21 protein-coding genes are annotated in these 24720 nt (G+C 37.1%); 12 read left to right on the top strand and 9 right to left on the bottom strand.

The window, feature by feature from the left end; genetic code table 11:
• Positions 1-84: 84 nt before the first annotated feature.
• The gene (locus HEQ28_RS04680; RefSeq protein WP_434504011.1) at positions 85-456 is read right to left on the bottom strand and encodes a Bor/Iss family lipoprotein; all 372 of its coding nucleotides are present in this window, start codon (positions 454-456) and stop codon (positions 85-87) included.
• Positions 457-922: 466 nt separating this feature from the next.
• On the opposite strand from HEQ28_RS04680, the gene HEQ28_RS04675 reads away from it, so the two are divergent.
• The 3 genes from HEQ28_RS04675 to HEQ28_RS04665 all read left to right on the top strand — a co-directional run bounded on the left by HEQ28_RS04675 (position 923) and on the right by HEQ28_RS04665 (position 3745).
• Positions 923-1300, top strand: a complete 378-nt coding sequence (locus HEQ28_RS04675; RefSeq protein WP_434504010.1) for a hypothetical protein — start codon at positions 923-925, stop codon at positions 1298-1300.
• A gap of 90 nt (positions 1301-1390) precedes the next feature.
• Entirely contained in the window at positions 1391-3394 is a 2004-nt protein-coding gene (locus tag HEQ28_RS04670) for a TonB-dependent receptor plug domain-containing protein (protein WP_434504009.1), read from the top strand.
• Positions 3395-3415: 21 nt separating this feature from the next.
• Positions 3416-3745 (top strand): heavy-metal-associated domain-containing protein, encoded by a 330-nt coding sequence (locus HEQ28_RS04665; protein WP_434504008.1) that lies wholly within the window; start codon positions 3416-3418, stop codon positions 3743-3745.
• Between the two features lie 496 nt (positions 3746-4241).
• Here the strand turns inward: HEQ28_RS04665 and HEQ28_RS04660 are convergent, their stop codons facing one another.
• The 6 genes from HEQ28_RS04660 to HEQ28_RS04635 all read right to left on the bottom strand — a co-directional run bounded on the left by HEQ28_RS04660 (position 4242) and on the right by HEQ28_RS04635 (position 12785).
• Entirely contained in the window at positions 4242-4826 is a 585-nt protein-coding gene (locus tag HEQ28_RS04660; protein ID WP_434504007.1) for a hypothetical protein, read from the bottom strand.
• A gap of 414 nt (positions 4827-5240) precedes the next feature.
• Positions 5241-5798, bottom strand: a complete 558-nt coding sequence (locus HEQ28_RS04655) for a hypothetical protein (RefSeq protein ID WP_434504006.1) — start codon at positions 5796-5798, stop codon at positions 5241-5243.
• Between the two features lie 24 nt (positions 5799-5822).
• On the bottom strand, positions 5823-8927 hold the full coding sequence (locus HEQ28_RS04650) for a type I restriction endonuclease subunit R (protein WP_434504005.1): 3105 nt from the start codon (positions 8925-8927) through the stop codon (positions 5823-5825).
• 2 nt (positions 8928-8929) lie between these two features.
• On the bottom strand, positions 8930-10021 hold the full coding sequence (locus HEQ28_RS04645; protein ID WP_434504004.1) for an anticodon nuclease: 1092 nt from the start codon (positions 10019-10021) through the stop codon (positions 8930-8932).
• Positions 10022-10023: 2 nt separating this feature from the next.
• Positions 10024-11241, bottom strand: a complete 1218-nt coding sequence (locus tag HEQ28_RS04640; RefSeq protein ID WP_434504003.1) for a restriction endonuclease subunit S — start codon at positions 11239-11241, stop codon at positions 10024-10026.
• The gene (locus HEQ28_RS04635) at positions 11238-12785 is read right to left on the bottom strand and encodes a type I restriction-modification system subunit M (protein WP_434504002.1); all 1548 of its coding nucleotides are present in this window, start codon (positions 12783-12785) and stop codon (positions 11238-11240) included. The genes HEQ28_RS04640 and HEQ28_RS04635 overlap by 4 nt, the downstream gene beginning before the upstream one ends.
• Before the next feature lie 407 nt (positions 12786-13192).
• On the opposite strand from HEQ28_RS04635, the gene HEQ28_RS04630 reads away from it, so the two are divergent.
• The 8 genes from HEQ28_RS04630 to HEQ28_RS04595 all read left to right on the top strand — a co-directional run bounded on the left by HEQ28_RS04630 (position 13193) and on the right by HEQ28_RS04595 (position 22735).
• The gene (locus tag HEQ28_RS04630; RefSeq protein ID WP_434504001.1) at positions 13193-13672 is read left to right on the top strand and encodes a hypothetical protein; all 480 of its coding nucleotides are present in this window, start codon (positions 13193-13195) and stop codon (positions 13670-13672) included.
• Positions 13673-13889: 217 nt separating this feature from the next.
• Positions 13890-14150 carry an RteC domain-containing protein gene (locus tag HEQ28_RS04625; RefSeq protein WP_434504000.1) on the top strand — a complete coding sequence of 87 codons (261 nt, stop codon included), beginning with the start codon at positions 13890-13892 and terminating at the stop codon, positions 14148-14150.
• Positions 14151-14452: 302 nt separating this feature from the next.
• Positions 14453-14905 (top strand): D-Ala-D-Ala carboxypeptidase family metallohydrolase, encoded by a 453-nt coding sequence (locus HEQ28_RS04620; protein WP_434503999.1) that lies wholly within the window; start codon positions 14453-14455, stop codon positions 14903-14905.
• Positions 14906-14913: 8 nt separating this feature from the next.
• Positions 14914-16053: a Lin1244/Lin1753 domain-containing protein gene (locus HEQ28_RS04615; protein WP_434503998.1), complete on the top strand. Its 1140-nt coding sequence runs from the start codon at positions 14914-14916 to the stop codon at positions 16051-16053.
• A gap of 1 nt (position 16054) precedes the next feature.
• Positions 16055-17920: a bifunctional DNA primase/helicase gene (locus HEQ28_RS04610; protein ID WP_434503997.1), complete on the top strand. Its 1866-nt coding sequence runs from the start codon at positions 16055-16057 to the stop codon at positions 17918-17920.
• Between the two features lie 1526 nt (positions 17921-19446).
• Entirely contained in the window at positions 19447-21528 is a 2082-nt protein-coding gene (locus HEQ28_RS04605) for a VapE domain-containing protein (RefSeq protein ID WP_434503996.1), read from the top strand.
• Between the two features lie 567 nt (positions 21529-22095).
• On the top strand, positions 22096-22443 hold the full coding sequence (locus HEQ28_RS04600) for a type II toxin-antitoxin system RelE/ParE family toxin (RefSeq protein WP_434503995.1): 348 nt from the start codon (positions 22096-22098) through the stop codon (positions 22441-22443).
• Position 22444: 1 nt separating this feature from the next.
• Positions 22445-22735, top strand: a complete 291-nt coding sequence (locus HEQ28_RS04595; protein WP_434503994.1) for a helix-turn-helix domain-containing protein — start codon at positions 22445-22447, stop codon at positions 22733-22735.
• An 80-nt stretch (positions 22736-22815) separates the two neighbouring features.
• Here the strand turns inward: HEQ28_RS04595 and HEQ28_RS04590 are convergent, their stop codons facing one another.
• Entirely contained in the window at positions 22816-23322 is a 507-nt protein-coding gene (locus tag HEQ28_RS04590) for a pyridoxamine 5'-phosphate oxidase family protein (RefSeq protein WP_434503993.1), read from the bottom strand.
• On the bottom strand, positions 23319-23639 hold the full coding sequence (locus HEQ28_RS04585) for a DMT family transporter (RefSeq protein WP_434503992.1): 321 nt from the start codon (positions 23637-23639) through the stop codon (positions 23319-23321). Before HEQ28_RS04585 ends, HEQ28_RS04590 begins: the two co-directional genes overlap by 4 nt.
• Before the next feature lie 387 nt (positions 23640-24026).
• Here HEQ28_RS04585 and HEQ28_RS04580 point away from each other — a divergent pair, with 387 nt between their 5' ends.
• Entirely contained in the window at positions 24027-24497 is a 471-nt protein-coding gene (locus HEQ28_RS04580) for an HU family DNA-binding protein (RefSeq protein ID WP_434503991.1), read from the top strand.
• Positions 24498-24720: the final 223 nt, after the last annotated feature.

Here is a 24720-nt window from a genome sequence, read left to right as displayed (position 1 = left end):
TGATATTCAGCACATTTTGTCTTAATTTAGTATAGAATTACTTATACTTAAAAAGGCTCATATATATTAGCCTGTATTTGAGTGTTAATGACTCAAATATCCTTTATATGCTTTACTATGGAATTTCTTTTTAGTAACTATTGCATTCGAATTATTTTCTGGTACATAGAATTTGGTCGTTGTTGGAGTATAAATACCTAAAGTTATACCAGATACAAGTAAATCTCCAAATGTTCGCTTGTTTTCGATAATATAGTTCTCAAGATTAGCAACATAGTGCTTGGTTGCATCATGCTTAACACATGCACCCCAAATAAAATGGGCGTTATGAACACTTGCCACGTGAACTATTTCCTGATGAGTTGAAACATTACCAACAGTGTATTTATCACAATAACAAGATAATAAACAGAAACATGCGATTCCTACGCAAACTGACATTGAAATTTGTTTCATAATAATAACAATAAATTAAAGCAACTTTGAATTTAATTAGATGTGATGATCATTACGACATAAGGTGTCGCCATTGCCGATATAGCCGTATATTTATAGTCGAAAAATTGATAAATGTATTTTAAAACAAAAGTGTTTTTAGGTATAATTCTTGCAAATATAAAAAAAAAGGATATTATGTGCAAGTTTTTTAATATATATAATAGCGTGTTTCTTAAAATTAGTTAATTGAGCGTATACGCTGTACCTCAATTAGTTACACTGAGGACTGCCGTTTAAGTTTATAATCAATTCCTATTTCATAAGGATATTTTGAGTTGCATTTAGCAACAATAAAGTTTCTATATTTCCCCCTAGATTGGTGAAAGGTAATTCGTAATTAGTATTAAATTTGCGTTTCATTTCTCAAAATACCTACTATATGGTATTTTAGATTCGCAGAAAATGCAGTATATTTGCAACTGAAATGAAGAAGTATATCCACATATTGACGTCAGTTCTACTGTCAATGACTATTCTCTTAATGGGAACGGGCTTTAATGTAGTGCGCTGCATGCATAGTGGTAATGTGATGGCGGCAACCTGTATGGATAAATCTAATATGGGATGTGCTCCAGCTTCTGATTGTATGAGTGTTCAACATGTGCAGTTATCGCCATCCAATGCTGCACATCATACTGTTTTTGATTTTAATGCAGTTCAAACACTTCTTGCCATTATACCAGGTTTTGTTGCTGAATGGTTATTATGCATTCTAAACAAAACGATCGTTAAGGTGTTCTATGAGGTGAGAGAATCACCACCACGAGAGTATCTTAACTTTATTCAAGTATTGCGCATTTGATTTTGATAGTATCAGTTTTTATTTTGTGAAACGGTCTTTATAAGGTCGTTTCCGTAAAACTTATGGTATAATATCAAAATTATAAATAAAATGAAATATATTTTTACAGGCATTGCAATAATGCTTGGGCTACCAGTATTTGGTAGTACCAAAGATTCATTGCAAGCCGATACAATGAAATTACATCATATCAGTGATGTAACAATAACTGCACGTCGTGCTGGAACAAGTAGAATGAGTGGAGCTGTTAACAGCTTGAAGATAAATCGTGAAGAACTTTTCAAGGCTGCTTGCTGTAATCTTGGTGAGAGTTTCACGACTAATCCTTCTGTTGATGTTAATTACTCTGACGCTACTACAGGAGCCAAACAGATTAAGCTTTTAGGTCTTAGTGGTACTTATGTGCAGATGATGACCGAAAATATGCCTAACTTCCGTGGGGCAGCTCTTCCATATTCTCTTGATTATGTTCCTGGAACTTGGATTAACAGCATACAGGTATCAAAAGGACTATCGTCAGTACGCAACGGTTATGAGGGGATAACGGGGCAGATTGATGTGGAGTATCTTAAACCTGATGCTGATCAGGGACTTACATTAAATATGTATGGAAATTCTTTAAGCCGTCAAGAGTTTAATGCTGATGCAAATATACATGTAAACAAGGAAGTAAGTACGGAGTTGTTAGTGCATCAACAGAAAGACTTTGGGCACCATGATGATAATCATGATGGCTTTCTTGATAATCCTAATGTGAAGCAGTGGAACATTCAGAATAGGTGGAAGGTTAAGAGTGATAACAATATCTTTCATGCTGGTATAGGCATTATAAAAGAGGAGCGTGAAGGCGGTCAAACCAATCACTCTTCTATGGATCTAGGTCGTATATATAACATTGATGTGACTAACAATCGATATGAAGGATATCTTAAAAATGCTTTTATTCTTGATAAGTCACATGGAACCAATATTGCTCTCATGGGTAATGTTTCTATGCATCAGAGTGATGGCTTATATGGTGATAAAAATTATACTGTAAACCAGAAGAATGCATTTGCTCAGATCATGTTTGAGACTAACTTCACGCCTAGTCATAACCTTTCTGTAGGACTATCGCTGAATCATGATTATCTGTCACAGCGATTGACTAATGCGGGATTGAATGCCCAGAACGAAAAGGAAACTACTCCAGGAGTGTATGCGCAATACACATATAGTCTTTCTACTAAGCTTGTTGCCATGGCTGGTATTCGTGCTGACCATAGCAGTATGTTCGGAACGTTTATAACACCTCGTTTTCATTTGAAATTCGCTCCAAACGATGTAGTAAGTTTCCGTCTTTCTGCAGGAAAGGGATATCGAACTGTTCATGCCTTGGCTGAGAATAATTATCTACTTGCTAGTGGTAGACAGCTAGTGATAGGAGATTTGGGTCAGGAAAGTGCTTGGAACTATAGTGCCAGCAGTTCTTTTAATATTCCTTTGCTAGGGAAGAATTTAAAACTTAATGCTGAATATTATTACACTCGTTTCGGTAATCAGGCTGTGATAGACTATGATAGTGATCCTACGCAAATTAGAATAGAGAATCTTTCAGGAAAGTCGTATTCAAATACATTTCAGATAGATGCTAGCTATCCTCTATTTACAGGACTGGAACTTACTGCCGCCTATAGAATTAATGATGTCAAGACTACTTATAATAATACGTTGATGGAGAAGCCGCTTACAAGCAAATATAAGGGACTGCTTACTGCTAGCTATAAAACTCCATTAGGGAAATGGCAGTTTGATGCAACACTACAATTAAATGGTGGTGGTCGTATGCCAAAACCTTATCAGTTATCTAATGGCAACATGTCATGGGAAGAGCGTTTCCATCCTTATGAGCAGCTTTCAGCACAAGTCACACGTTGGTTCCGCCACTTCTCTGTATATATAGGAGGTGAGAATCTTACAGGTTTCCGCCAGAAGCAGACCATCATCAACGCAGAAAATCCATGGAGTAAGACTTTTGATCCAACAATGGTGTGGGGACCTTCTCATGGTGCTGTTGGCTATTTAGGTATACGTGTAAACATAGGAAGATTATAAACCATATAAATAATTAAAAAAATGAAGAAGTATATTTTATTATTTGCATTAATGCTTGCCTCAGTTGCAGGCTTTGCAAAAGACATTAAGACAGTTGTAGTTACAACAACTCCACAAATGCATTGCGCAAATTGTGAAAACAAGATAAAGGGCAATCTGCGTTTTGAAAAGGGAGTAAAGAAGATCGATACAAGTATTCCTGATCAGACTATTACAATTCAGTATGATGCAGATAAGACTACACCGGTCAAACTGCTACAGGGTTTCACTAAATTTGGCTATTCAGCACGTGTTGTTGAAAAAGGGGAGAAGGTGAAAAAGAATGAGAAAGAAGTTTGTGACAATATGTAAGCACATTTTGTCCTTACTTAAATAACAAAGGATGGCTTCGCTGATATTTAATAGATATTAGCTTAGTCATCCTTTATTTATATATGATACTATTACTTAATTAAAGTAAGTATTGTCTTTATGTTACTTTCTATTTCTTTGGCAGATAATATCTGCTAATAAGCCAAATCCGGTAAAAGCCTAGTTATTTGCGCAAAAAACATGATTTATTTTGTATTTGTATTTCGTCTGCGTGAATCTGCACTATCTGGGGGAGAATCGGCCGTTTGTACATGCAAAGAAAGAATATCTGCGTGAACAACATAATCTCTGCGTGAGAATAGTTGTAACTTGTAAATAGAAATAACGAAATAGTTATTTGGTAAAGTAACCTTATTTAATGTGGAGTAAATATGCAAACACTTTCTTACACCTAAATAGCAAAAGCAAGTTTATTATTTAAACTTTCATTAGGTCATAATGTTGTGACATTGTTCTTGGAACAATGAATCAGAATTTAGTTAGTATAGACTCGTAACTTTTTATACTTGTTAGGAAAATACCATGTATTAAAATATGCAATTTCAGGATCAATATCTACTATTTCACATGGCTGATATTGTTTGTTTATCTCCTTGATTAAATACCGATGACCGTTTTTTTCTATTAAGACGAAATAGTATTGTCCGAAAAGATGATATACACGGTCAGGTTTAATGCTATCCAAATAATCGAATAATTTATTATTTGCACTTTTGTAATAGTAAAAAGAATCATAATTGTCATATACACCTGATAAATCCCAAATACCTTCAGGAGTCTTTGCCAAAATACAATCGAGTTCTAAATGATCGAAATCTATGTATTTGTCTATCTGATTATACGTAGGCATCTGTGAGAAAGTAATCTTGCGATATTCCTTTTTTGTTAGTACGTTGAATATGGGATATGATGCTGTGACGGATTTGCGATGAAAATCAGGGATATAGCTTTCAGCCTGCTCCATCATTTTATTCACACCCTTCTCTTGTTCGCTAATCTGTTGGGTAAAAGCAGACAGGCTAACGATAGATAACAAGATTAAAAAATAAGTTCTTTTCATATTTCAATGTTTTTTTAGTTTATGTTAGAATCTGAAGTTTTCTGGTCGCAATATCATGAATTGATTTAAAAAGGTTGTATCATAACATATTTCACTAAAGGCAAATAACTCTTAAAGTGCTATTTCCAACTTTGCTTAATTTAGAATACAAATATAGTAATAAAAGAGTATAAGTACAACTTTTGAACAAAAATATTTATAGTATAAGTAATTTGCAAAGAGACCAACACCAATATGTTGCAGGAAATAGACATGAGTTTTAGTTCGCCTTCTTTGTCAATGTATAAAAGGCATAGTCTCTCGCAGATAGCGCTGATTTACGCAGATTAAGTGCAGCGGATATAATTTCAATCGAATATTACGCAAATAATAATTATAACAGCTTTGCACATTATGGCAAAGCTGTTATAATTATTATAAACGATTCTCACATATTTCTGTTATGAGAGATGCTAGTTTATTATTGTCTAAAGACTTTTCACTATCGGCAATTTCATTGTAGAATTTTACATCAAATAGTGATTTGTGAAATTCTTTAATTTGACGATCACTAATAATTCCCTTTCCCAAATATTCTGCTAGAATAAATAATACTTTAGCTATTGGTTGCAATCTTATTCCATCCCATTTGATAGGAATATTAATAATAGATTCAATAAACTCTTTTATACTATTTGTTATCGTTATATTGTGAAAACTGAATTGAAAGCCCAAACTGCGAATATACATGCATTTTTGCTGTTGTGAATAGTATAAGTCTTCTGTCAATTTATCGTCTGTGTCTGTAACGCAGGACTCCACCAGTTTTGAAACTGATGGTTTAATGATACCATAACTTAATACTTTTTTGTACTCAGCTGTTTTTATGGCAGCATTTAATAAATTCAAAGAACACAAAATTAAAAAAACATCATTTTGATTTTGTGGACTTTTACTTATATATATATTTGCCTTTTCAATTAATTCATCCATATTTCTAAATTAATGGTAATCTTATTACTTTTTAGGAATATCTTTAAATATTTCAATTAATTCAACAATTTTTTTGAAAACACTTTGCTTCTTTGTCAAATATTGCGGATTGAGTGGACTCATTTTTGGTAAGGCTTCATTTAAATCAGTTCCATTCTCACTGGCATACCTGCGCTTTAAAGACGTTTCAATATATCGTCTTGCAGCGTCATTATTCAGTTTTTCGTCGCTAATCAAAGTATCAATTTTTTCGTCTAACTTTTTTTGTGCATACGAATCAAAAGCTGAGATGATACTAGCCTTGTCTGCAATGGAATCCAAGTCAGTTGCCTTTATAAAGTCTACAATCAGACCCTCTTTAGCTCTGTTTCCTATGCTGGCTCTAATGATGACTCGTATTTCATCAATTAACGTCTCTTTATTTAGGACCTTTTTGTTATTTTCAAACGCTATTTCTAGAATATACTTAACGTCTATTTCCTGCGACTTAAGCAAGTCAACCTCAAAAACAACATCATCCCAATCAACCTTTGACTTTTCTGTAGCTTTACTTGCTCTTTCATTTGTTAACCAGTCTCTAATATCATTATACATTGAACGATAATCTTGTACTGTTCTTTCTTTCAGCACATCAATATCCTTCATGGCTGCAATATCTTCGTCTGTCAAAAAGTTAGCTTTTTTGAATGCTTCAATTGCAGTATCGTCCTCTTTTTCTATTAATTGAAATGCTTTAAGTTGCGTAAACTCATCATAGTTTTGCAGAATGTTCTCTATTTGTAGATATTCTCCGAACAGTTTAACAAAACTTTTTTTGTCATCTTCAGTTTTAATATCTTCTGTGATAGGAAATTGTTCATTCAATTCCTTAACCACCTCTATATATCCTTTACGAGCTTCTCTATTGGCAATTTCTGTGAAACCTTCTAGATATTCTTTATAACTCTTTTCAAGCACCACGTCTCTTGTATTATTGCCTGCAAATCGTTGAATTGCTTCTATTGTAGCCTCCTCTAAATTCCTAAACGTTACAATATTGCCAAATGTCTTTGTTGCGTCATAAATACGGTTGGTGCGAGAAAAAGCCTGCATCAAACCATGATAACGCAGATTCTTGTCAACAAACAACGTGTTTAGTGTCGGTGCATCGAAACCTGTAAGAAACATGCCTACTACTATGAGAAGATCTATCTCTTGTCCTTGCACTCTTTTTGCCAAGTCACGATAATAGTTTTGAAACTCCTTACTATCTATGCCGTAATTTGTTCTAAACATTGTGTTGTAATCGTCTATTGCCTTTGACAAAAACTCTTTAGAACTAAGATCCATTGCTGAAGGTTCAAAATTCTCCTCATGAATATCGCCAATAGCATCTTGCTCTTCATTTGGGGCGAAAGAGAATATTGTAGCTATTTTGATAGGTTTTTCAACTCCTTCTTGAAGTTTATTTAGTTCTTTATAATACAATTTAGCTGCTTCAACGCTGTTTACTGCAAACATAGCATTAAAGCCTTTATTACTTCCTTGATTTCTATGCGTCTTGATTCGGAAGTTCTGTAATATGTATTTTGATATTTCTTTTATGCGATCAGGGTGAAGTAATAACTTGTTGTTTTCAGCAGCACTTAGCTTGACTTCATCTTGCTCTGTTTCTATATTCTTAAATGTAGGGCGTACATCGTTATAGTCAACTTTGAACTTTAGCACTTTTTCATCTCTAATTGCATCAGTGATGACATAAGAATGTAGTTGAGCACCAAATACGTCCTCAGTAGTTTTTTCACCTGAAGCATTTTCTGGGAAGATAGGAGTGCCTGTAAATCCAAATTGATAGAATTTCTTGAATCTCCTTTTTAGATTCTTTTGTGCTTCACCGAATTGAGAACGATGACATTCATCAAAGATAAAAACAACCTGCTTTTGATAAATCTCTAGACCGTCCTCACTCTTCATCAGATTATTGAGTTTCTGAATCGTGGTTACGATAATTTTATCATCTTCAGATTCTATATTATCTTTAAGTCCTGATGTGCTGACCGAACCATTTACACTATTTGGTGAAAACCTTTGATATTCTTTCATTGTCTGATAGTCCAAATCTTTACGGTCAACAACAAAGAATACCTTATCAAGAAATTCAAGTTGTGTAGCAAGTTGGGAGGCTTTAAAACTTGTCAGTGTTTTACCAGATCCAGTAGTGTGCCAAATGTATCCACCGCCATCTTTCGTTCCCCATTTTTTTGCATTATATGAACTTTTGATTTTCCATAAAATGCGTTCTGTAGCAGCAATTTGATATGGACGCATGATAAGTAGGGTGTCGTTAGTGTCAAACACCGAGTACTTAAGTAGAATTTGTAGCAGCGTGTTTTTCTGAAAAAACGTAGCTGTAAAATCTTGAATATCTTTTATAAGTGTGTTGTCATATCTTGCCCAATTCATTGTAAAGTCGAAACTGTTTTTGTTACGCTTTAGAGTATTAGCAAAATATCGGGTATCTGTACCATTAGAGATAACAAATATTTGCAAGTATTTAAACAAAGAACATTCGCTATTAAAGCTTTCTTTACTATACCTATGCACTTGATTGAATGCCTCACGTATCGCTACACCTCTTTTTTTCAACTCAACTTGAATCATTGGTAATCCATTTACCAATATTGTAACATCGTATCTATTAGCTTGTGATCCAGTTTGTTCAAACTGGTTAATGACTTGAACTTTGTTGCGAGCAACATTTTCTTTGTCAACTAAATATATATTTTGGATACGTCCATTGTCAAATACAAAGTCATATATATAATTATTCTGTATCTTTCGTGTCTTATCCACTATATTGTCACTGGAGCAATCCAAGTACTCTTCAACAAATCTCAACCATTCTTCATCGGTGAAGATAGTATTATTTAGAGTTTGCAGTTGCTCTCTAACATTTGCCAACAATGCATTCGGTGTAACAAGGTTAGGAAGATATTCATAACCTTGATTTTGCAAGTCTTCTATAAGTTCATGTTCCAAAGCAGCCTCAGTCTGATAACCAGCTGGAGGTTCATTTACTAATGCTTTTTTTGTATAGTCGTCAAGAACTATAAAATTTTGCAATTCTGCTATAGTGCTGTATTGACTCATTTTTATTCCTCCTCCCAAAAATTATAATTTTCTTTAAGATGTGTTAGTAATAATTTTACAGTTTGTTTTTCTGGTTCTGTTGGTTCTGCTACTGTTTCATTTGATAATGTAGAGTGACTAGCAAAGTTCGTGATTCTTTTGTAATAGACCTTTTTGTCATCAGGTAGCAACTCTGACCAACGAGGGTATCCTAAGAAATTAGCAGTCTTTTCATAAAGATTTCGTAGTAGAGTAAAGTGATATCTCTGAATACTGTTTGTCTGAATAGCTTCCTCTATAGTCTTCTTTATAAATAAGTGATATGAAAAACTTTTGTTAGAGGCACCTTTTTTTTCTTCTAAGTTAAAAGTACCATCTTCATTTTTGCCAAGTAGATATCCTTGATTTAATCCAAGTTCATTATATAGGACATTGTAAAAAAGAGCATTATGTGTCGTAATGATAAATTTTAATTTTTTTGGACATTTTCCTATCAATTCTGCTATATCTACAGCTAACTCTATAAGATGGTTTTCATCCAGAGAGCTAACAGGGTCATCAATGAAAATATATTCTAGTTTATCGAATATAGTTGTTGATTTGTTTTCTGGATTAGATTCTTTTAAGGTTGCCTGAACCTCAAGGAGTAAACTGTAAAACACACACCAAACAAAGCAACTTTCTTCGCCTTTTGAAATTTTAATATTTTCAATTTTATTCTCATTACCTCCTTCAACAGAGAAGCTAACTTCGTTATAATCTTTATTAAAGTTTGGTGTTAATTTGTCGTTGGTATAGCGTTGAAAATTAGTTTTAATTTTGTCTTCTTGTCCTTGTTCATTTAACACCCAATTTGTGAAGCTATTATCACGTATAATGAGTGTTCTATTTGCATCTTCTACTAAATCATTATCCCAGTAAAATAAATCTTCCGTAAAGGCGTTATAATAAAGAATTTTTTGTTGGGGGGCTTCATCTTCTTCATCTGAAGATATCAATTCTTTATATGCGCGAGATAAGCGTGTTTTTCCTGTGCCGTTAAAAGCATAGATGAGTTGTACTTTATTTTCGTTTTTTTGTAGCTTCTGAGCTACTTCTGTTAATGACTTTCCCATATTTATTTTGTTATTTTAGTATTCGTAAATGATAATAATTTATTTCGATAATATTCATATTGCTTTCTACGCAATTCTATTTCCCTTGGCAAACCTTCACTGATAGAAGTCGTTAGTTTATCAAACTTACTAAGAATAGACACAATGCGTCGCTGCTCAGAAAGAGAAGGAATTGGTACCAATTGTTTATTTAATTTTTCCATATCAACAGAAGGAAAACTACTAATATATACATTTTGTTTGCACCATTCATCTATCACAAAAAAATAATAATACAAGAATTCTGGTAAAATGCTATCTTTCAGTGCTTCACGAACAGAGAAATTTGTAAATCTTTGGTTTGCAAGAGAGTCAACTTTTAATAGTGCATGTACACCTATAGTTGCGGTTGTAGCTAGAATGATGCTATTTGCCTTGAATAGTCCTTTCCCTTTTATGGCATGAGGTGTTATATGCTGAATAGAATCATTAAGAATACTCCCGTTTGTGCGAATATCTTCCATCCGAAACCAAGGAATAGAACCTTCCATCCAATAATCCATGTTAGCTTTAGATGGGGTATATCCGTTTCTTATATCAAATATGTCTCCCACTGTTTTATAGGTGATATCAGTTGTCTTAGGGTTAACTATTGATAAATCAGAATATAATAATTTATTGCGGTAGTATTCATACTGCTTTTTGCGGCAGTCCAGTTCCGCTTCCAGCTCCGCTTCCAGCTCCGCTTCCAGCGTAGTAAATTTATCGAGTATTTCTACAATGTTACCCTGAATCTCAAGCGATTTTTTCTTATTTTCCAAACATGGAATAGGAATAAGAACACGTTCAATATATTTATTATCCAATGTCGGAATACCAGCCTTTCTAACATTGCATTTAAGTGTTTTTTCTATTGACTGAAGCGCATAGAATAAGTATCTCTGATTGATGGTATCATTATGTGAGAAGCAAAAGCAACCATCAGAAGACCAAAAATCATGTTTACAAAAACCAACTGTTCCTGCAGATGCTCCAACATTGATTACCATCGTAGAATTTGCCAATCGATTATTCTCACTATAATAACCAATAGGCTCTAATCCACCATGAAATATAGGATATTTTCCATCCTGAACCAAATCTCTTTTAGTTAATCGTTTACCTCGTATGACTTTGCATACAACTCCTAATGGTTTCCATCCCACTTCTGCACCATTTAATAATTTTTCTAAGTATGTCATGCCTCTAACTCCTTTATGATAGCATCAATATCTGCACGTAGCACATCAATTCGTTTAACTGTTTTAGCAACGTCTGCATTTACTTTAGTAATATCAATCACCTCATGCGTATCTTTTGCCTCGACATAAGAACTTACAGAGAGATTGTAATCATTTTCTGCAATTTTACTGTTGTCTACAGATATCGCAACATATTCTACATCTTCTTTTTTATCGAATATGCCGATAATCTTTTCAATATGTGTATTAGTCAGTTCATTGTTGTTGGTTTCTTTTTTGAAGAAATCTTCTCCACTCGCATCAATGAATTGTGTAAACGTTTCTTTTTTATTCTTAGCAAGTACTAGAATATTAACAGATATACTTGTGCCATAGAAAAGATTAGGAGCAAGGGATATAACTGTTTCCACAAAGTTGTTATCCACAAGATACTTCCTTATCTTCTTTTCAGCTCCACCACGATAGAATATTCCAGGGAAGCATACAATAGCAGCTCTTCCTCTGGCAGAAAGATAACTGAGTGCATGAAGTACAAATGCAAAGTCGGCTTTTGATTTAGGAGCTAATACGCCAGCTGGAGCAAACCGATCATCGTTTATTAAAGTAGGGTCATCACTACCAACCCAATTTATAGAATAAGGTGGATTTGACACAATGGCATCAAAAGGCTTTTCCTCGCCAAATTTTGGATTAATGAGTGTATCTCCCAATGCGATATCAAACTTGTCGTAATTAATGTTATGCAAAAACATGTTCATACGTGCCAAGTTGTATGTTGTGTGATTTATTTCTTGTCCAAAAAATCCTTGTTCTATCAAATGTTTCTCAAACTGCTTCTTTGCTTGCAGCAAAAGAGAGCCGGAACCACACGCAGGGTCATATATCTTGTTTACTGATGTCTGATTGTGCATAGCCAATTGTGCAATTAGCTTGGATACTTTTGTGGGAGTAAAGAATTCCCCCCCAGACTTTCCTGCATTAGCTGCATATTTGGAAATCAAGTATTCGTATGCATCACCAAAGAGATCAATTTTGTTGTTTTCAAACTTACCAAAATTCAAACTTGCCACTCCGTTGATTACTGAAACTAATCGCCTATTTTTCTCCTCAACAGTGTTTCCTAAACGATTGCTTGTTGTATCAAAATCTGCAAACAGCCCCTTGATATCGTGTTCAGATGGGTAGCCATTTGCTGAGCTTTCTATTGCATTGAAAATCGCTGCCAAATCAGTATTTAAGTTAGTATTTGAATTGGCATTCTTTGCTATATTCACAAAAAGCTGACTAGGATATATAAAATATCCCTTAGTTTTTGTGGCATCATCTTTTATTTCATCGGTGATAAAATCGTCTGACATGTTTGCATAATCAACGCTCTCGTCACCGCCTTCAATATAATTGGTGAAGTTTTCGCTAATGAATCGATAAAAAAGAGTTCCTAAAACAAACTGTTTAAAATCCCAACCATCTACAGCACCGCGTACTTCGTTGGCGATTTTCCAGATAGCGGATTGCAGTTCATCTCGTTGCATTTTACTTGTCATTCTTGTTGTTTTTAGTTTTTTGATATTTACTTGCAAAGATACAAATTTCAGATGACTTATTGAAGAAAATGAAGGCATAAATATTATTTAGGTTCATTTTTCAGAATGTTACAATAAATATGATAATTAACAACCGAACTGAAAATCATCGTATAGAAATGGGTTTGAATTGCATTTTCTTTTAAATCGGGCTTCTCTTAATACTCTGTTATCAGTTCCTTGTCCGTTTCCCTTACCCGAAACAAACTATTTCAAGAAAAGCAAACGAGTATTGGCTTTCCTCCCACCACGTAGTCATATACAAAGGTAGCACAACCCGGATAAAAATCAAAATAAAAAGTGTTTTCATTTTTAGATTTATCATATTATTTGTATATTCCTTGCATATTTTTAAATAAGCAAACTAAATGGATAATAAATTATCAGAAGAAGAAATGAGAGTTATTAATAATGTTGTGGATAAAAAGATTGAAAAAGTAATGGATGAATTTTTAATTGAAAAGGATAAACTTGACAAGCGAGTTTCTAATCTTGAAAAAGAGAGTAAAGCTATTTTTCAAGAGCTTAACTTTTATATTGATGACAGCAAAGAGAGTATGTTCAAAGAAAATCTTAATATACTCTGGAAGAAAGAAAATTACGTGACGTGGGTTGATGATCTTGATAACATACGACATATTAGTATTAATAAAAGGTATGGAAGTCTAAAGCATATTTTTACGTTAATTATCTCCTGCATAGACTTAATATACATTCATCATGAGAAGCTGAAAGTACAGCTAAAGCGTGACTTGGCTATCATACTAGGCTTTAATGCTGATGATTATAAATCTTATCAGGCGTTTAAAAACGCTTATTATAATGCCATTGATAGTATAGATAAGTAGTAAAATTTAAGTTTAGTATAAAAAGTGCATAAAAGTGGCAAATAAACTGATTTCAGTTTATTTTAAAAAAAGTTAATCTCTGTCATCGTCTTTGTTTAAAGGGCTTAACGGAATTTTTAACAATGTAAATAAATGTTTAATCCAGTTTATTTCATTGTCACTTTTTTTATTGTGTCTACCTTTGCAGTAGATAATCATTAACAAAAACATTTATAACATGAACAACCAAAAATACTATTGGAGTGGCACAAAGTCTGAACTTATTGAAATATGCTTTGCTCTGTCTGCAAACAATCTTATAGAGGGTGATAATTTGCACATGCTTAATTTTATAGAAACGTGCAATCTGCTGTTTGATTTGTTTGGTGAGAAATTACCAAAGAATCCTTATGATAGCTTGGCTCACATGAGAAAGAGAAGGAAGAAAGAAGCTAATAGTTTGTTGTATAAATCATATAAAAAGTGTTTCGACTGTTAAACAATTTCAAAAACATACTAGGTTTTTTCAAGTTTTTGACTTTTCGCATTATATCGCTTGCATATTTCGTAAATTTGTATATGAAATAATCAATCAAATATGTTTATTATGACTGAAACTACAACTCACATTAAATTACATTTGCCCCTACTGCAAAAGGTAGGGGCAAATAAAGAAATTCCTATTTTATTATTATATGAAATGTAACGATTAACATAAACAAAGACTAAGTTTTAGCCACTAATTAAAGGATGACGAACAATCACTCTAGCGGTAGCTTTGTCCTTTTTTTTAACAAGATTATGACACTTGAACAAGCAAAAGAGAAAAGGCTTTCTGAGCATTTTACTCTTTATGAAATGATGCGTTCCGAGACTGCTATAAACCACAATATCGACAACACACCTGACACAACACAGATTGAAAACTTAAAATATCTGTGTGAAAAAATCCTAGAACCTTTACGCCGTAACTTTGGCGTAATCAAAATTAACAGCGGTTTCCGCTGCCCTGTACTTAACCTGCGAGTTAATGGAGTTGGAAACTCTCAGCACCTTTTTGGTGAAGCTGCTGACATACATTGCTACAACGTATATATAGCCAGAAAATATTTTGACTTTATTGCAGCTCACTGTGTTTACGATCAATTGCTTTTTGAATACAACAGATGTGGTATCTTCTGGATTCACGTTTCTCTTAAACGTGATGAAAAGAACAGAAGAATGAGAATAGAAAATTATCCAGCTAAACATTAACAAGAATCATGAGTTATACATCAAAACAAACTAAGAATTCGCCTTTCCTTAAAGTGCGCCGTAACATCACCTCAATGCCAGAAATGGCAGATTTACTCAATGAAGAAGGCAGTACCGGCTTCGGCACTTACATGATGATATTGATTTATCTCACTAAGTGCAACAACTGTGTGGGACTTTACAATAAAAGCAGTCTGCGCAGCCTGTCTGCTGAAGCTCACAAGTCTTCAAGTTATATTCGCAATATCATCAACAACTACGGCTTGTTTGTTGTTGAGGATAAAATCTTTTATAGTCAGGAACTCTGCCAAACATTGAATATTGATTTCACCGTGAATTCTTCTTCTTCAGAAGATGAACCTGAACCCAAACACGGTTCAAATTCAAAGCGTAAAACTTCAAAAAAAGATGCAAATGAATTGAATTCAAATCGAATTGAAAATGATTCTAAATTGAATCATAAATCAATTCAAAATGAATCTAGATTGAATCATGAATCAATTCAAAATCAACGAAACGGCAATAAGCATAATACGTACACGCATGCGCAACCGCGCGAAGATATAGATATAGATAAAGATAAAAAATATTCTTCGTCTACGACTACGAATATTAAAAGCGACGACGTAAACGCAAACGTTGGTTCTTCTTCTGATTCTATCAAAAAATCATTTGCTGACGCCGACTGGGTGAAGTCCATTTCTGGAGTTACGTGCCTCGACCTTACCGACAAGACTGTTGCCGATGCCTGTATTGAGTGGTTCGGCATGCAGTGTAAGGCAAAGGGTAAGACCTTTGACACGGACGAAAATGCAAGATGGTATTTCTGTAATCTGCTACAACAGGGACGCAAGACAAGGGAGGCGTTTGATGAATACTACAAGCAATACAAATACGACGAAATGGTAAGGAAGACAGCCATGGAATGCTGCGAGGACGATTATTACGACTACAAGGAAAACGGCAGACGATATGATTCACACCACCAGATTATACCGCCTGATGCTCCACGGCAGATTGATCCAAACACGATATGGAGTTGGATAAAACTTGAATTTATTCCTGTTGGTGATTTCAGGATGGACCCTGAAATGGCTGCACGGTCTAAGTATTACGACGAGTATAAACGAATTCATAATATGAAATGACATGGCACAGACGTATGATGACGGCTACGGTCACAAGGTTGTAGCAAAGGAGAATTTACAGATATCACGGTCAACAAGCGCAAAGACAAGTGGAAAGATAAGATGCAAGTGTCCTGAATGCAGCAGCCACGAGGGCAACAAGCCCAATTCCGACTGCGTGAGTATTGACCTTGACACTGGTTGGGGACACTGCTTCAGATGCGGAACGGTGTTTCTGCTTGAAAGCCATTTCAAGACATGGAAGGAAGGACAGGAAAAGCGGTATGCCAAGAAGAAATACAACCTGCCTACGGCTGACTATTTCATGCCCAGTTTCGGCACAAAGACGATGGAGTATCTTAAATACAGATGCATCAGCACGGAGACGGCGCATAAACTTGGAATCAAAACAAGGGTGATTGAGCACGGAGCGACGAAGGAGGAGTATATCGGATTTCCGTTCATCGACGGCAGCAACACCGTTGACGTGCAGTTTAAACTGGCTTCAAAGACTGAAAAGAAGTTTTTCTTTGAACAGGGCTGCGAGAAGATTCCTTATAACATCAACAGTGCCATAGGTGCCTCGCAGATACTTATCACAGAGGGCATGATGGACACGGCTGCCTGCGTGGAATGTGGCTATGAGGCGGTAGTGAGTCTGCCCAACGGTGCACAGAGCGATTTGCGATGTTTCGACAAGTACAAAGATTATTTCAGTGGTGCAACGATCATCTATGCGGGAGATACGGACGAGCCTGGTATTGAGGCACGCAACAAGGTGGCTGCTTACTTCGGGGAGTCACGGATGAAGAGTGTTGACTGGACTTACAGATGGAAGGACGACGAGGGCGAGGATAACATGCACTGCGCCAAGGATGCCAACCAGATGCTGATGGAGAAAGGCAGGGATGCCGTGGTGTGGTGCATTGAGCACGCAAAGAAGATGAACGTTGCGGGACTCGTGGAACTCGACAGCGTGGAGTCGCAGCTTGATGACCTTTACGAGAACGGACTGCCAAAGGCGAAGGACCTGCACGTGGCGAAGCTGAACAATATCTTCAGGATTGAGGACGGACTGATCTATCTTGGTTTTGCCGCTCCGGGCAGTGGAAAGTCAACGATGATGAACTTCATCATGATGAGTATGGTGCATCTTTACGGCACGCACATCCTCGTTTACAGTCCTGAGAAATATCCTACGGCTCGTCACTATTCTGAGATGATCAACGTGATGACGGGCAGGGAGTTCAGTAAGGGCAAGCTGATTGAGCCAGCTTATCAGCGAGGAAAGGAAATCTGTAGGGAGTATATCCGTGAGATTGATGCAAACGTGACCAACGACATCGACGGCATTCTGCACATAGCGCAGCAGGAGTATTACCAGGGACTGTGCGATATGCTGATAATAGACCCTTTCAACTGGATTCAACTACCTGAGCAGACAGGCATCACGGACACGATGAAGTACACGATGCTGCTGATGAAGATAGTGCAGTTCGCCCATCAATACAAAGTGCCTGTGTTCATGATGCACCATCCCCGCAAGTTTGACGACAAGACGAAGCTCACCATCAACGATATCTTCGGTAGCAGTGACTTCGGAAACAAGAGCGATTACGTGTTCTGGCTGGACAGAAAGAAGGATGAGGATCCACTGAAGGAAGTAACGTATTGGAACTGCATCAAATGCCGTTGGAATGAGATAGGAAAGACGGGTACAGTTGCGCTGAAGTATTCCACGGACACCATGCGGTATGCTGGCTGTAATCAGAACTTCGACAAGACATACAGTCCAATCAGCGAGGATGAGAGCGACTGGACGAAGCATGAAGCCACGTCGCAGGAGATTGACTTCAATCCAGTTACTCTGCCTGAATGTCCGTTCTAGTAGTTCTCCCGCAGAGCTCCTTGTCTCAACGTTAACGGCATTGTCTCCCGCAGATTAATATAGTTGGATTTATTTGAGTGAACGGCCGTATCTCCCGCAGAGAAAATGTGGTTAGCATACAAGATTACTCACATGATAAACGGCCGTATCTCCCGCAGATTACGCAGATTCACGCAGACAAACGGCCAACAGCACGAACTACTTGTTTCCCGCAGATAAAGCAGAGGAATGCAGCAGGCTGCATTATCTCGCAGAGAAAGACAGTTTGCAGTTGGTGTGGTTCTTGTGGTTCGTCTGCGTAATCTGCGAGATCTGCGAGAAACATTTGGGGTTTTCTTGTGCAATAGATTGAGTACTCTAACGTGATTATTCTCCCGCAGATTACGCAGATTCACGCAGACAAACGGCCAACAGCATGAACTACATTGTCTCCCGCAGATAATGCTGAGGAACGCAGCAGGCTGCATTATTTCGCAGATAAAGACAGTTTGTAGTTAGTGTAGTTTTGGGGTTCGTCTGCGATTATCAGCGAGATCAGCGAGAGACATTGAGTTTCTTAGTACAATTGATTGAGTACTCTCATGTGATTATTCTCTCGCAGATAGCGCAGATTCTCGCAGATAAACAGCAAACAGCAAGAACAGCAGTAACTCGACTATGCGGTATCTGTCTTTGTCAGCGTTCTCTGCGGCATCTGCTTTAGCAGATCTATTTGAGCAACCTGTCTTTCGTCTGCGTGAATCTGCGAAATCTGCGAGAGAATCGGCCGTTCACATATAAGGGAAGAGCAAGGAAAGAGCAAGAAATGAACGAGCAGTAAAACAGCAAGAACAGCAGTATATCCACTATGTGGTAACTGTCTTTCTCAGCGTAATCTGCGACATCTGCTTTAGCAGATCTATTTGACCTAACTGTCTTTTATCTGCGTAATCAGCGAGATCAGCGAGAGAATCGGCCGTTAAACACATAAGGAAAGAGCAAGCAAATAACAAGGAAAGAACAAGCAATGAGCAAGCTATGAACCAAAAGGGAAAGAAGAAAAGAAAGTGAGCAATAACATAAGTATTAACAATTAAAACAACAACGAATATGTCAAATTTATCAATCGGGGAACCCTCCCCGAAACAATCAGATGCCAGAAATGCGGGCGTGAACTTCCTAAACAGAAATTAGAACGCATGAAGTCTGGAACTTACCGACAAGTGTGCAACCAGTGTAAATACCAGTACTACATCAAACCCTCTAGGGTAAGGCGCATACTCAGGGAACTTGAAAATGATACATAGGTTTTACAAATTAATAAGCGTCGAAGCGTTTATTTGCTGATAATCAACGCATTAGATGCTATTTTATTAAAACATACTGTCGACAAAATGGCAAAAATCAGGGGCGTTTCTACGTAGAAACGGAAACGTTTGATCGATGAAACGCAAACTTTATGTCGTAGCAATAGAAACGTTTCCACGTACAAACGCAAATGTGATGTCGTAGAACGGAATTTTAACTCATAAAAACGAAAAAATAGAATGAATATAGCTAAAATCAACGTCTTGTATAAGACAAAAAAAGAAATCAAACAAAAATTGACGAGTCTTGATGATTTGTTTGTCATGATTCGAGGTGAAAAATACCAAAAGCAGTGCAACAAACTGCGATATGCCCTCAACTCATACCCCAATATTGCGGGTATGAAGCTGGCTGAGACGGCAGAACTGCCACAGATACAGTTTTCTTTGTGCAGAAAACAGTACACTGGCTATGTTTTGCTGTCGTTCAAGGCAGAAGACGGTTGGCTGAACAATCTGAAGTTTCTTGCAGAGGGACTTCCTCAGACTTTGATGTGCTTTACCGGAGCATCGGCGAAGTCTCTGAAAATCGTAGTGGCATTTACACTGCCAGACGGTACGCTGCCACAGACAGAACAGGATATCTGCTTCTTTCATCAGCATGCCTACTTCACATGTGCAAAATTCTACGAGGCGGAACTAGGCATCAAATGCGAGCGAACAGTGCCTACGACTCAGACTGTATGCAGAATAAGTACCGACGAGCACGTATTTCTTAATGCCAGTGCCATACCGATGATTCTTCAGCAGCCCCATGAAGGCGTGGAGAAAAGGGTGAAAAGTGAGATCCGCTATCAGATGAAGAAGACAAGCTACAATGCAGGCAGGGAAAGTGGCGTGATTCCTTTTTATGAAAAGCAGCACATGGCAATGGCGAAGTTTCAGACAATCTTTCTGAATCTCATCAACAATGCCGTGGATATGGATATGGACGAGATCGTGACGGAACTTGCAAAAAACTGTCAGCGTAACGGTCTTGCGGAGGAGTTCTGCATCAAAAGACTGATGCGACATGCGCCATATTGTAATTTTGATTATATCGTGCGCAACTGCTTCCGCAATGTGTATGACACGAGTGCACCAAAGTCGGACTGTGCGGTGTCTAAGATGACTATTGACATGGAAAGGCTGCGCACGTTTCTTGCCGTGAGATATGCTTTCCGCAAGAATGAGATCACAAACGACTGCGAATACAGGGAACGTGACAGTTTTATATTTTCGTGGAACTCGGTTACAAAAGAGGTTCTCAACACGATAACAATCAACGCAAAGGCTGAGGGTATTGACGCATGGGACAAGGACGTGAAGCGATTCATAGAATCATCATTCACAGAAGATTACGACCCGATTGCCGACTGGATAACTTATCTGCCAAAATGGGATGGCGAGGACCGCATAGACAAATTTGCCCAAAGGGTGAAAACGGATAACCAGGACTGGGTGAAGAACTTCCATCTGTGGTTTATCAGTATGGTGAGCCAGTGGATGCGCAGAAACTCCATGCACGGTAATTCACTTGTTCCGCTGTTGGTAGGCGAACAGGGAGACGGCAAGTCAACATTTTGCCGAATGATCATCCCCGACGAACAGCAGATTTACTATACTGACAGGGTGGACTTCACGAAGAAGGAGGATGCCGTGAAGGCTTTGAGCAGATTTATACTGATAAACATAGATGAATATGACAGTATTTCAAAACGTCAGACGGCATTTCTTAAATACATGTTGCAGGCAGTGGACGTGAAGTTTAGAAATCTATATGAAAGCATCACGCAGCAGCACAAGCGATATGCTGCTTTCATCGGTACGACCAATAATCCTCAACCGTTGATAGATTATACTGGTTCACGACGATACATGTGTATCAGGGTGAAGGAACGCATAGACACAAGTACGGCTGTGAACTATGAACAGATGTATGCTCAGGCAGTAGAGGAAATAAAATCGGGAGCGAGAACATATTTCGACAACGAGGCGGAACATCAGATTCAGCTTGCTAATGCCGACTTCCTACAGATTGACTGCATGGACGACATCTTCTTTGAGATGTTTCATCGTCCTGCGAAAGAAGAGAAGGCGATGCGTCTCACAGCAACGGAGATTGTGCAGAAAATGAAAACGAAGTATCGTAACATCAGCATCAACAACAGCAACATCATGCGTGTGGGGCATATTCTGATGAGAAACAAGTTTAAGCTGACAAGGGGAAAAGCCCGCCGTTATGACATCGCTACAAATGACACGTTGGTGACACTTGATTAATGAAGATTAATGAAGTAGCACGCTGATAATCAATGACTAGACGCTTAGACGCTAGTATTTCTTGAAAACCCTATGTACGTGCGCGAGGGGAACGGGAGTTCTCCCGCTGAGAAATGATGTTGTGTTTTTGGAGGTTTGTCTGCGTAATCTGCGAGAGACATTGGGGTTTCTTCTTTGGCAATTGATTGAGTACTCTTATGTGATTATTCTCTCGCAGATAACGCAGATTCTCGCAGACAAACTGCAAACAGCATGAACTTCATGTTCTCTCGCAAATTTATTTTATCAATGTGAACGGCATTGTCTCTCGCAGATAGCGCAGAGGTCGCAGATGAATGCAGCAAGCTGCATTAGGTCGCAGAGAAAGACAGTTGGTTGTTCGTGCTGTTTTGGGATTTATCTGCGTAATCAGCGAGATCTGCGGGACATATTGGGTTTCTTTGTGCAATAGATTGAGTATTCTTTTAAAACGATTTTTATCCGAAAATTAGCGTTAGATAAAAATATATCATCATTTTTTTAAAGATATTCTTGTTTGAATGTAATTTATATATTACCTTTGCACACATGAAATATCGAGAAGTAACCACTTATAAATCCTATTTTGAAGACTTTTTTAAGGAACAATCCTCTAAGGTCCAAGATAAGATTATTAAGATTCTCGACCTTATAGAGCAGGTTGAACGAATTCCCGTTACCTATCTTAAGTATATTGAAGGTACAGAAGGACTATTTGAGGTTAGAGTGATACTCAATGGAAATATCTTTCGCATATTTTGTTTCTTTGACGGCAATAAACTAATAGTGCTACTAAGTGGATTTCAGAAAAAGACACAGAAGACACCTAAAAGAGAAATTGAACGCGCCGAACGGATAAAGGCAGAATATTATAATGACAAAAAGAAAGGAGTGTAATATGGAAACAAAAACATTAGATCAGATTAAAGACAAGTATTATGGTACTGTTGGCACTCCAAAGCGAGATAAATTGGAGAGCGAAATGGCAGCACTTCGTATAGGCGTAAAACTTCGTACTGCTCGTGAAAATTTGAAAATGACACAGTTGGAACTTGCAACTAAAATAGACAAGAAACGTTCCTTTATCTCAAAAGTTGAGAATGATAGTGAAAATATCACATTGAAAACGCTTTTTGATATTGTTGAACGGGGATTAGGGGGCAAACTTCGAATTGATGTCCAATTCTAACTTGAATGGTTAATTTAAGAGCAATCGTAAAACATTAAATGGGTGTCTTACGATTGCTCTTTTCCATATTATTGAAACAATTATTCCTTATTTTCTCTTGACCTAACAAGTTCAATCGCTTCTTTGCCCGTAATATGATCTATTTCCATTTTCATGACAGCAACATGTGACCATCCTTTTTCTATTTCCTTACGAAGATTTTCATCATCTCCTGGATTATAATGGTTTCCTAAAATCTGTAAAGCTTTCATTCTGCTAGCATCATCATGTATTATATGTATGCGTCCAAATGCAATTACACTGCGAAAATAAGTTGTAAACTCACTAGGAACTACATTATCTTGCTCGATAACGCAGAATGAACACTTTTCATTTGATGTGATAGCATCAATTTTATGTCCGGAAATTGCGGAATGAAAATAGATACACTTATCATCATAAACATAACTAATTGGTAATGCATATGGGTATTCGTTATCTCCCAAAAGCGCTAGCACCCCAGATGTGCATCTATTAAGAATGTTGATAGTCTCGCTGTCGCTCAGCAATTGGCGCTTGCGACGCATTTGTCTAAAAGTATCGTTCATAAACATTTAAGTCCAATAATAGAAATTATAAGTGTTGAAATAAAAAACAGTCTCTTTAAAGTAAATGGTTCTTCAAAAAATAAGATACCAATAATAACTGTTCCTACAGCTCCTATTCCTGTCCATATAGGATAAACTGTTCCTATTGGCAACGTTTGAGTGGCTTTTGCCAATAGTGCCATACTAAAGATGGTAAAAATAATAAAGCCTAGCATCCAAGCCATCCATGCTGTGCCTGTTAATAATTTTGCACGACCAAGACAGTAGGAAAAGCCTACTTCACAGAGTCCTGCAATAATCAAGATAATCCAATTCATGATTTTTATCTTAAAATGATTATTTAGAGGGCTGCAGAGCTATCCGGCGTCTCCTTCTGGCTACAAAGTTAATACATTTAGTTATTATAATTACATTTATCTCTGAAATATTACATAACTCCGCTGTAAATGCAATGGTAACTATATAAATATGTTATTTATTTCTATGCTTTAATAGCGGGAGAACAGACCTTATGTTACTTTGGCTAACACCCCAACAAGCATTTCATTGCATGCTCGGAAAAATACGAGTACCTTTGCATCGTCATTTGAAAATCAGGTGACTGGGCTTAATGAAAGGAGGAACATTATAGGTGCACATATATAACGCTTTCAGCAAGTCTCAAACAGTAAAAAAAACAATTTAAAACGAAAGGAAAAAGAAACATGCTGAATTACAAAGTTTACATGAACAAGAACAAAAAGAATCTGAAAACCTATAACAAGTTTTACGCTCGTGCCGTCTATCTCGGAACAACAGAACTTGCTGGGATGGCTGACAAGATTCAGGCAAACTGTACAGTTAAAAAGAGTGATGTACTAGCGGTACTCACAGAACTTGCAGAGGTGATGACTGCCGAACTTCAGGACTCAAAGATCGTAAAGATCGCAGGACTAGGCTCATTCAAGCTCACACTGAAATGTGTAGGCGCAGAAAGTATCAAGGATTTCTCTGCAGCCAAGAACATCAAGAAAGTTAACATCCGCTTCACTCCAGAAGCACATGTAGACGCAGGTTCAAAGACACGCACCAAGGCACTTGTAACCGGTACGCAGGTCAAGGAGTACGCAGAGTACAACAAGATCAAGGGTGCACCAAAAACAGGTGATCCAAACGGCGGAGTCGTAAAGCCTTAAACATCGTCCCCCTGATGCGCACAGGAGGACATTGCTTTAAACTCGTTTTCACAGCGAAAATAAGGTTAGTGTAAGATTAGACGCTGTTCTCACGGAAAAGAACTTATGTGTGATAAATTAATGGAAACAACAATAACGGCCGTTCACGCGTTTCTCGCGGAAATATCTTACAAGTGAGAGCAGAGCCAAGCTAGCTTGAGCTATGCCGAGCGCAGCTAGATAT

This window comes from Prevotella sp., from assembly GCF_051059605.1.
Lineage (GTDB): Bacteria > Bacteroidota > Bacteroidia > Bacteroidales > Bacteroidaceae > Prevotella.
The sequence above is the reverse complement of the archived record's forward strand: the minus strand, read 5'-3'. Positions and strand labels throughout refer to the sequence as shown.

Excerpts from the sequence above, each read along its gene's own strand:
- HEQ28_RS04680 (WP_434504011.1), bottom strand. The coding sequence starts at position 456 with ATGAAACAAATTTCAATGTCAGTTTGCGTAGGAATCGCATGTTTCTGT.
- HEQ28_RS04675 (WP_434504010.1), top strand. The coding sequence starts at position 923 with ATGAAGAAGTATATCCACATATTGACGTCAGTTCTACTGTCAATGACT.
- HEQ28_RS04670 (WP_434504009.1), top strand. The coding sequence starts at position 1,391 with ATGAAATATATTTTTACAGGCATTGCAATAATGCTTGGGCTACCAGTA.
- HEQ28_RS04665 (WP_434504008.1), top strand. The coding sequence starts at position 3,416 with ATGAAGAAGTATATTTTATTATTTGCATTAATGCTTGCCTCAGTTGCA.
- HEQ28_RS04660 (WP_434504007.1), bottom strand. The coding sequence starts at position 4,826 with ATGAAAAGAACTTATTTTTTAATCTTGTTATCTATCGTTAGCCTGTCT.
- HEQ28_RS04655 (WP_434504006.1), bottom strand. The coding sequence starts at position 5,798 with ATGGATGAATTAATTGAAAAGGCAAATATATATATAAGTAAAAGTCCA.
- HEQ28_RS04650 (WP_434504005.1), bottom strand. The coding sequence starts at position 8,927 with ATGAGTCAATACAGCACTATAGCAGAATTGCAAAATTTTATAGTTCTT.
- HEQ28_RS04645 (WP_434504004.1), bottom strand. The coding sequence starts at position 10,021 with ATGGGAAAGTCATTAACAGAAGTAGCTCAGAAGCTACAAAAAAACGAA.
- HEQ28_RS04640 (WP_434504003.1), bottom strand. The coding sequence starts at position 11,241 with ATGACATACTTAGAAAAATTATTAAATGGTGCAGAAGTGGGATGGAAA.
- HEQ28_RS04635 (WP_434504002.1), bottom strand. The coding sequence starts at position 12,785 with ATGACAAGTAAAATGCAACGAGATGAACTGCAATCCGCTATCTGGAAA.
- HEQ28_RS04630 (WP_434504001.1), top strand. The coding sequence starts at position 13,193 with ATGGATAATAAATTATCAGAAGAAGAAATGAGAGTTATTAATAATGTT.
- HEQ28_RS04625 (WP_434504000.1), top strand. The coding sequence starts at position 13,890 with ATGAACAACCAAAAATACTATTGGAGTGGCACAAAGTCTGAACTTATT.
- HEQ28_RS04620 (WP_434503999.1), top strand. The coding sequence starts at position 14,453 with ATGACACTTGAACAAGCAAAAGAGAAAAGGCTTTCTGAGCATTTTACT.
- HEQ28_RS04615 (WP_434503998.1), top strand. The coding sequence starts at position 14,914 with ATGAGTTATACATCAAAACAAACTAAGAATTCGCCTTTCCTTAAAGTG.
- HEQ28_RS04610 (WP_434503997.1), top strand. The coding sequence starts at position 16,055 with ATGGCACAGACGTATGATGACGGCTACGGTCACAAGGTTGTAGCAAAG.
- HEQ28_RS04605 (WP_434503996.1), top strand. The coding sequence starts at position 19,447 with ATGAATATAGCTAAAATCAACGTCTTGTATAAGACAAAAAAAGAAATC.
- HEQ28_RS04600 (WP_434503995.1), top strand. The coding sequence starts at position 22,096 with ATGAAATATCGAGAAGTAACCACTTATAAATCCTATTTTGAAGACTTT.
- HEQ28_RS04595 (WP_434503994.1), top strand. The coding sequence starts at position 22,445 with ATGGAAACAAAAACATTAGATCAGATTAAAGACAAGTATTATGGTACT.
- HEQ28_RS04590 (WP_434503993.1), bottom strand. The coding sequence starts at position 23,322 with ATGAACGATACTTTTAGACAAATGCGTCGCAAGCGCCAATTGCTGAGC.
- HEQ28_RS04585 (WP_434503992.1), bottom strand. The coding sequence starts at position 23,639 with ATGAATTGGATTATCTTGATTATTGCAGGACTCTGTGAAGTAGGCTTT.
- HEQ28_RS04580 (WP_434503991.1), top strand. The coding sequence starts at position 24,027 with ATGCTGAATTACAAAGTTTACATGAACAAGAACAAAAAGAATCTGAAA.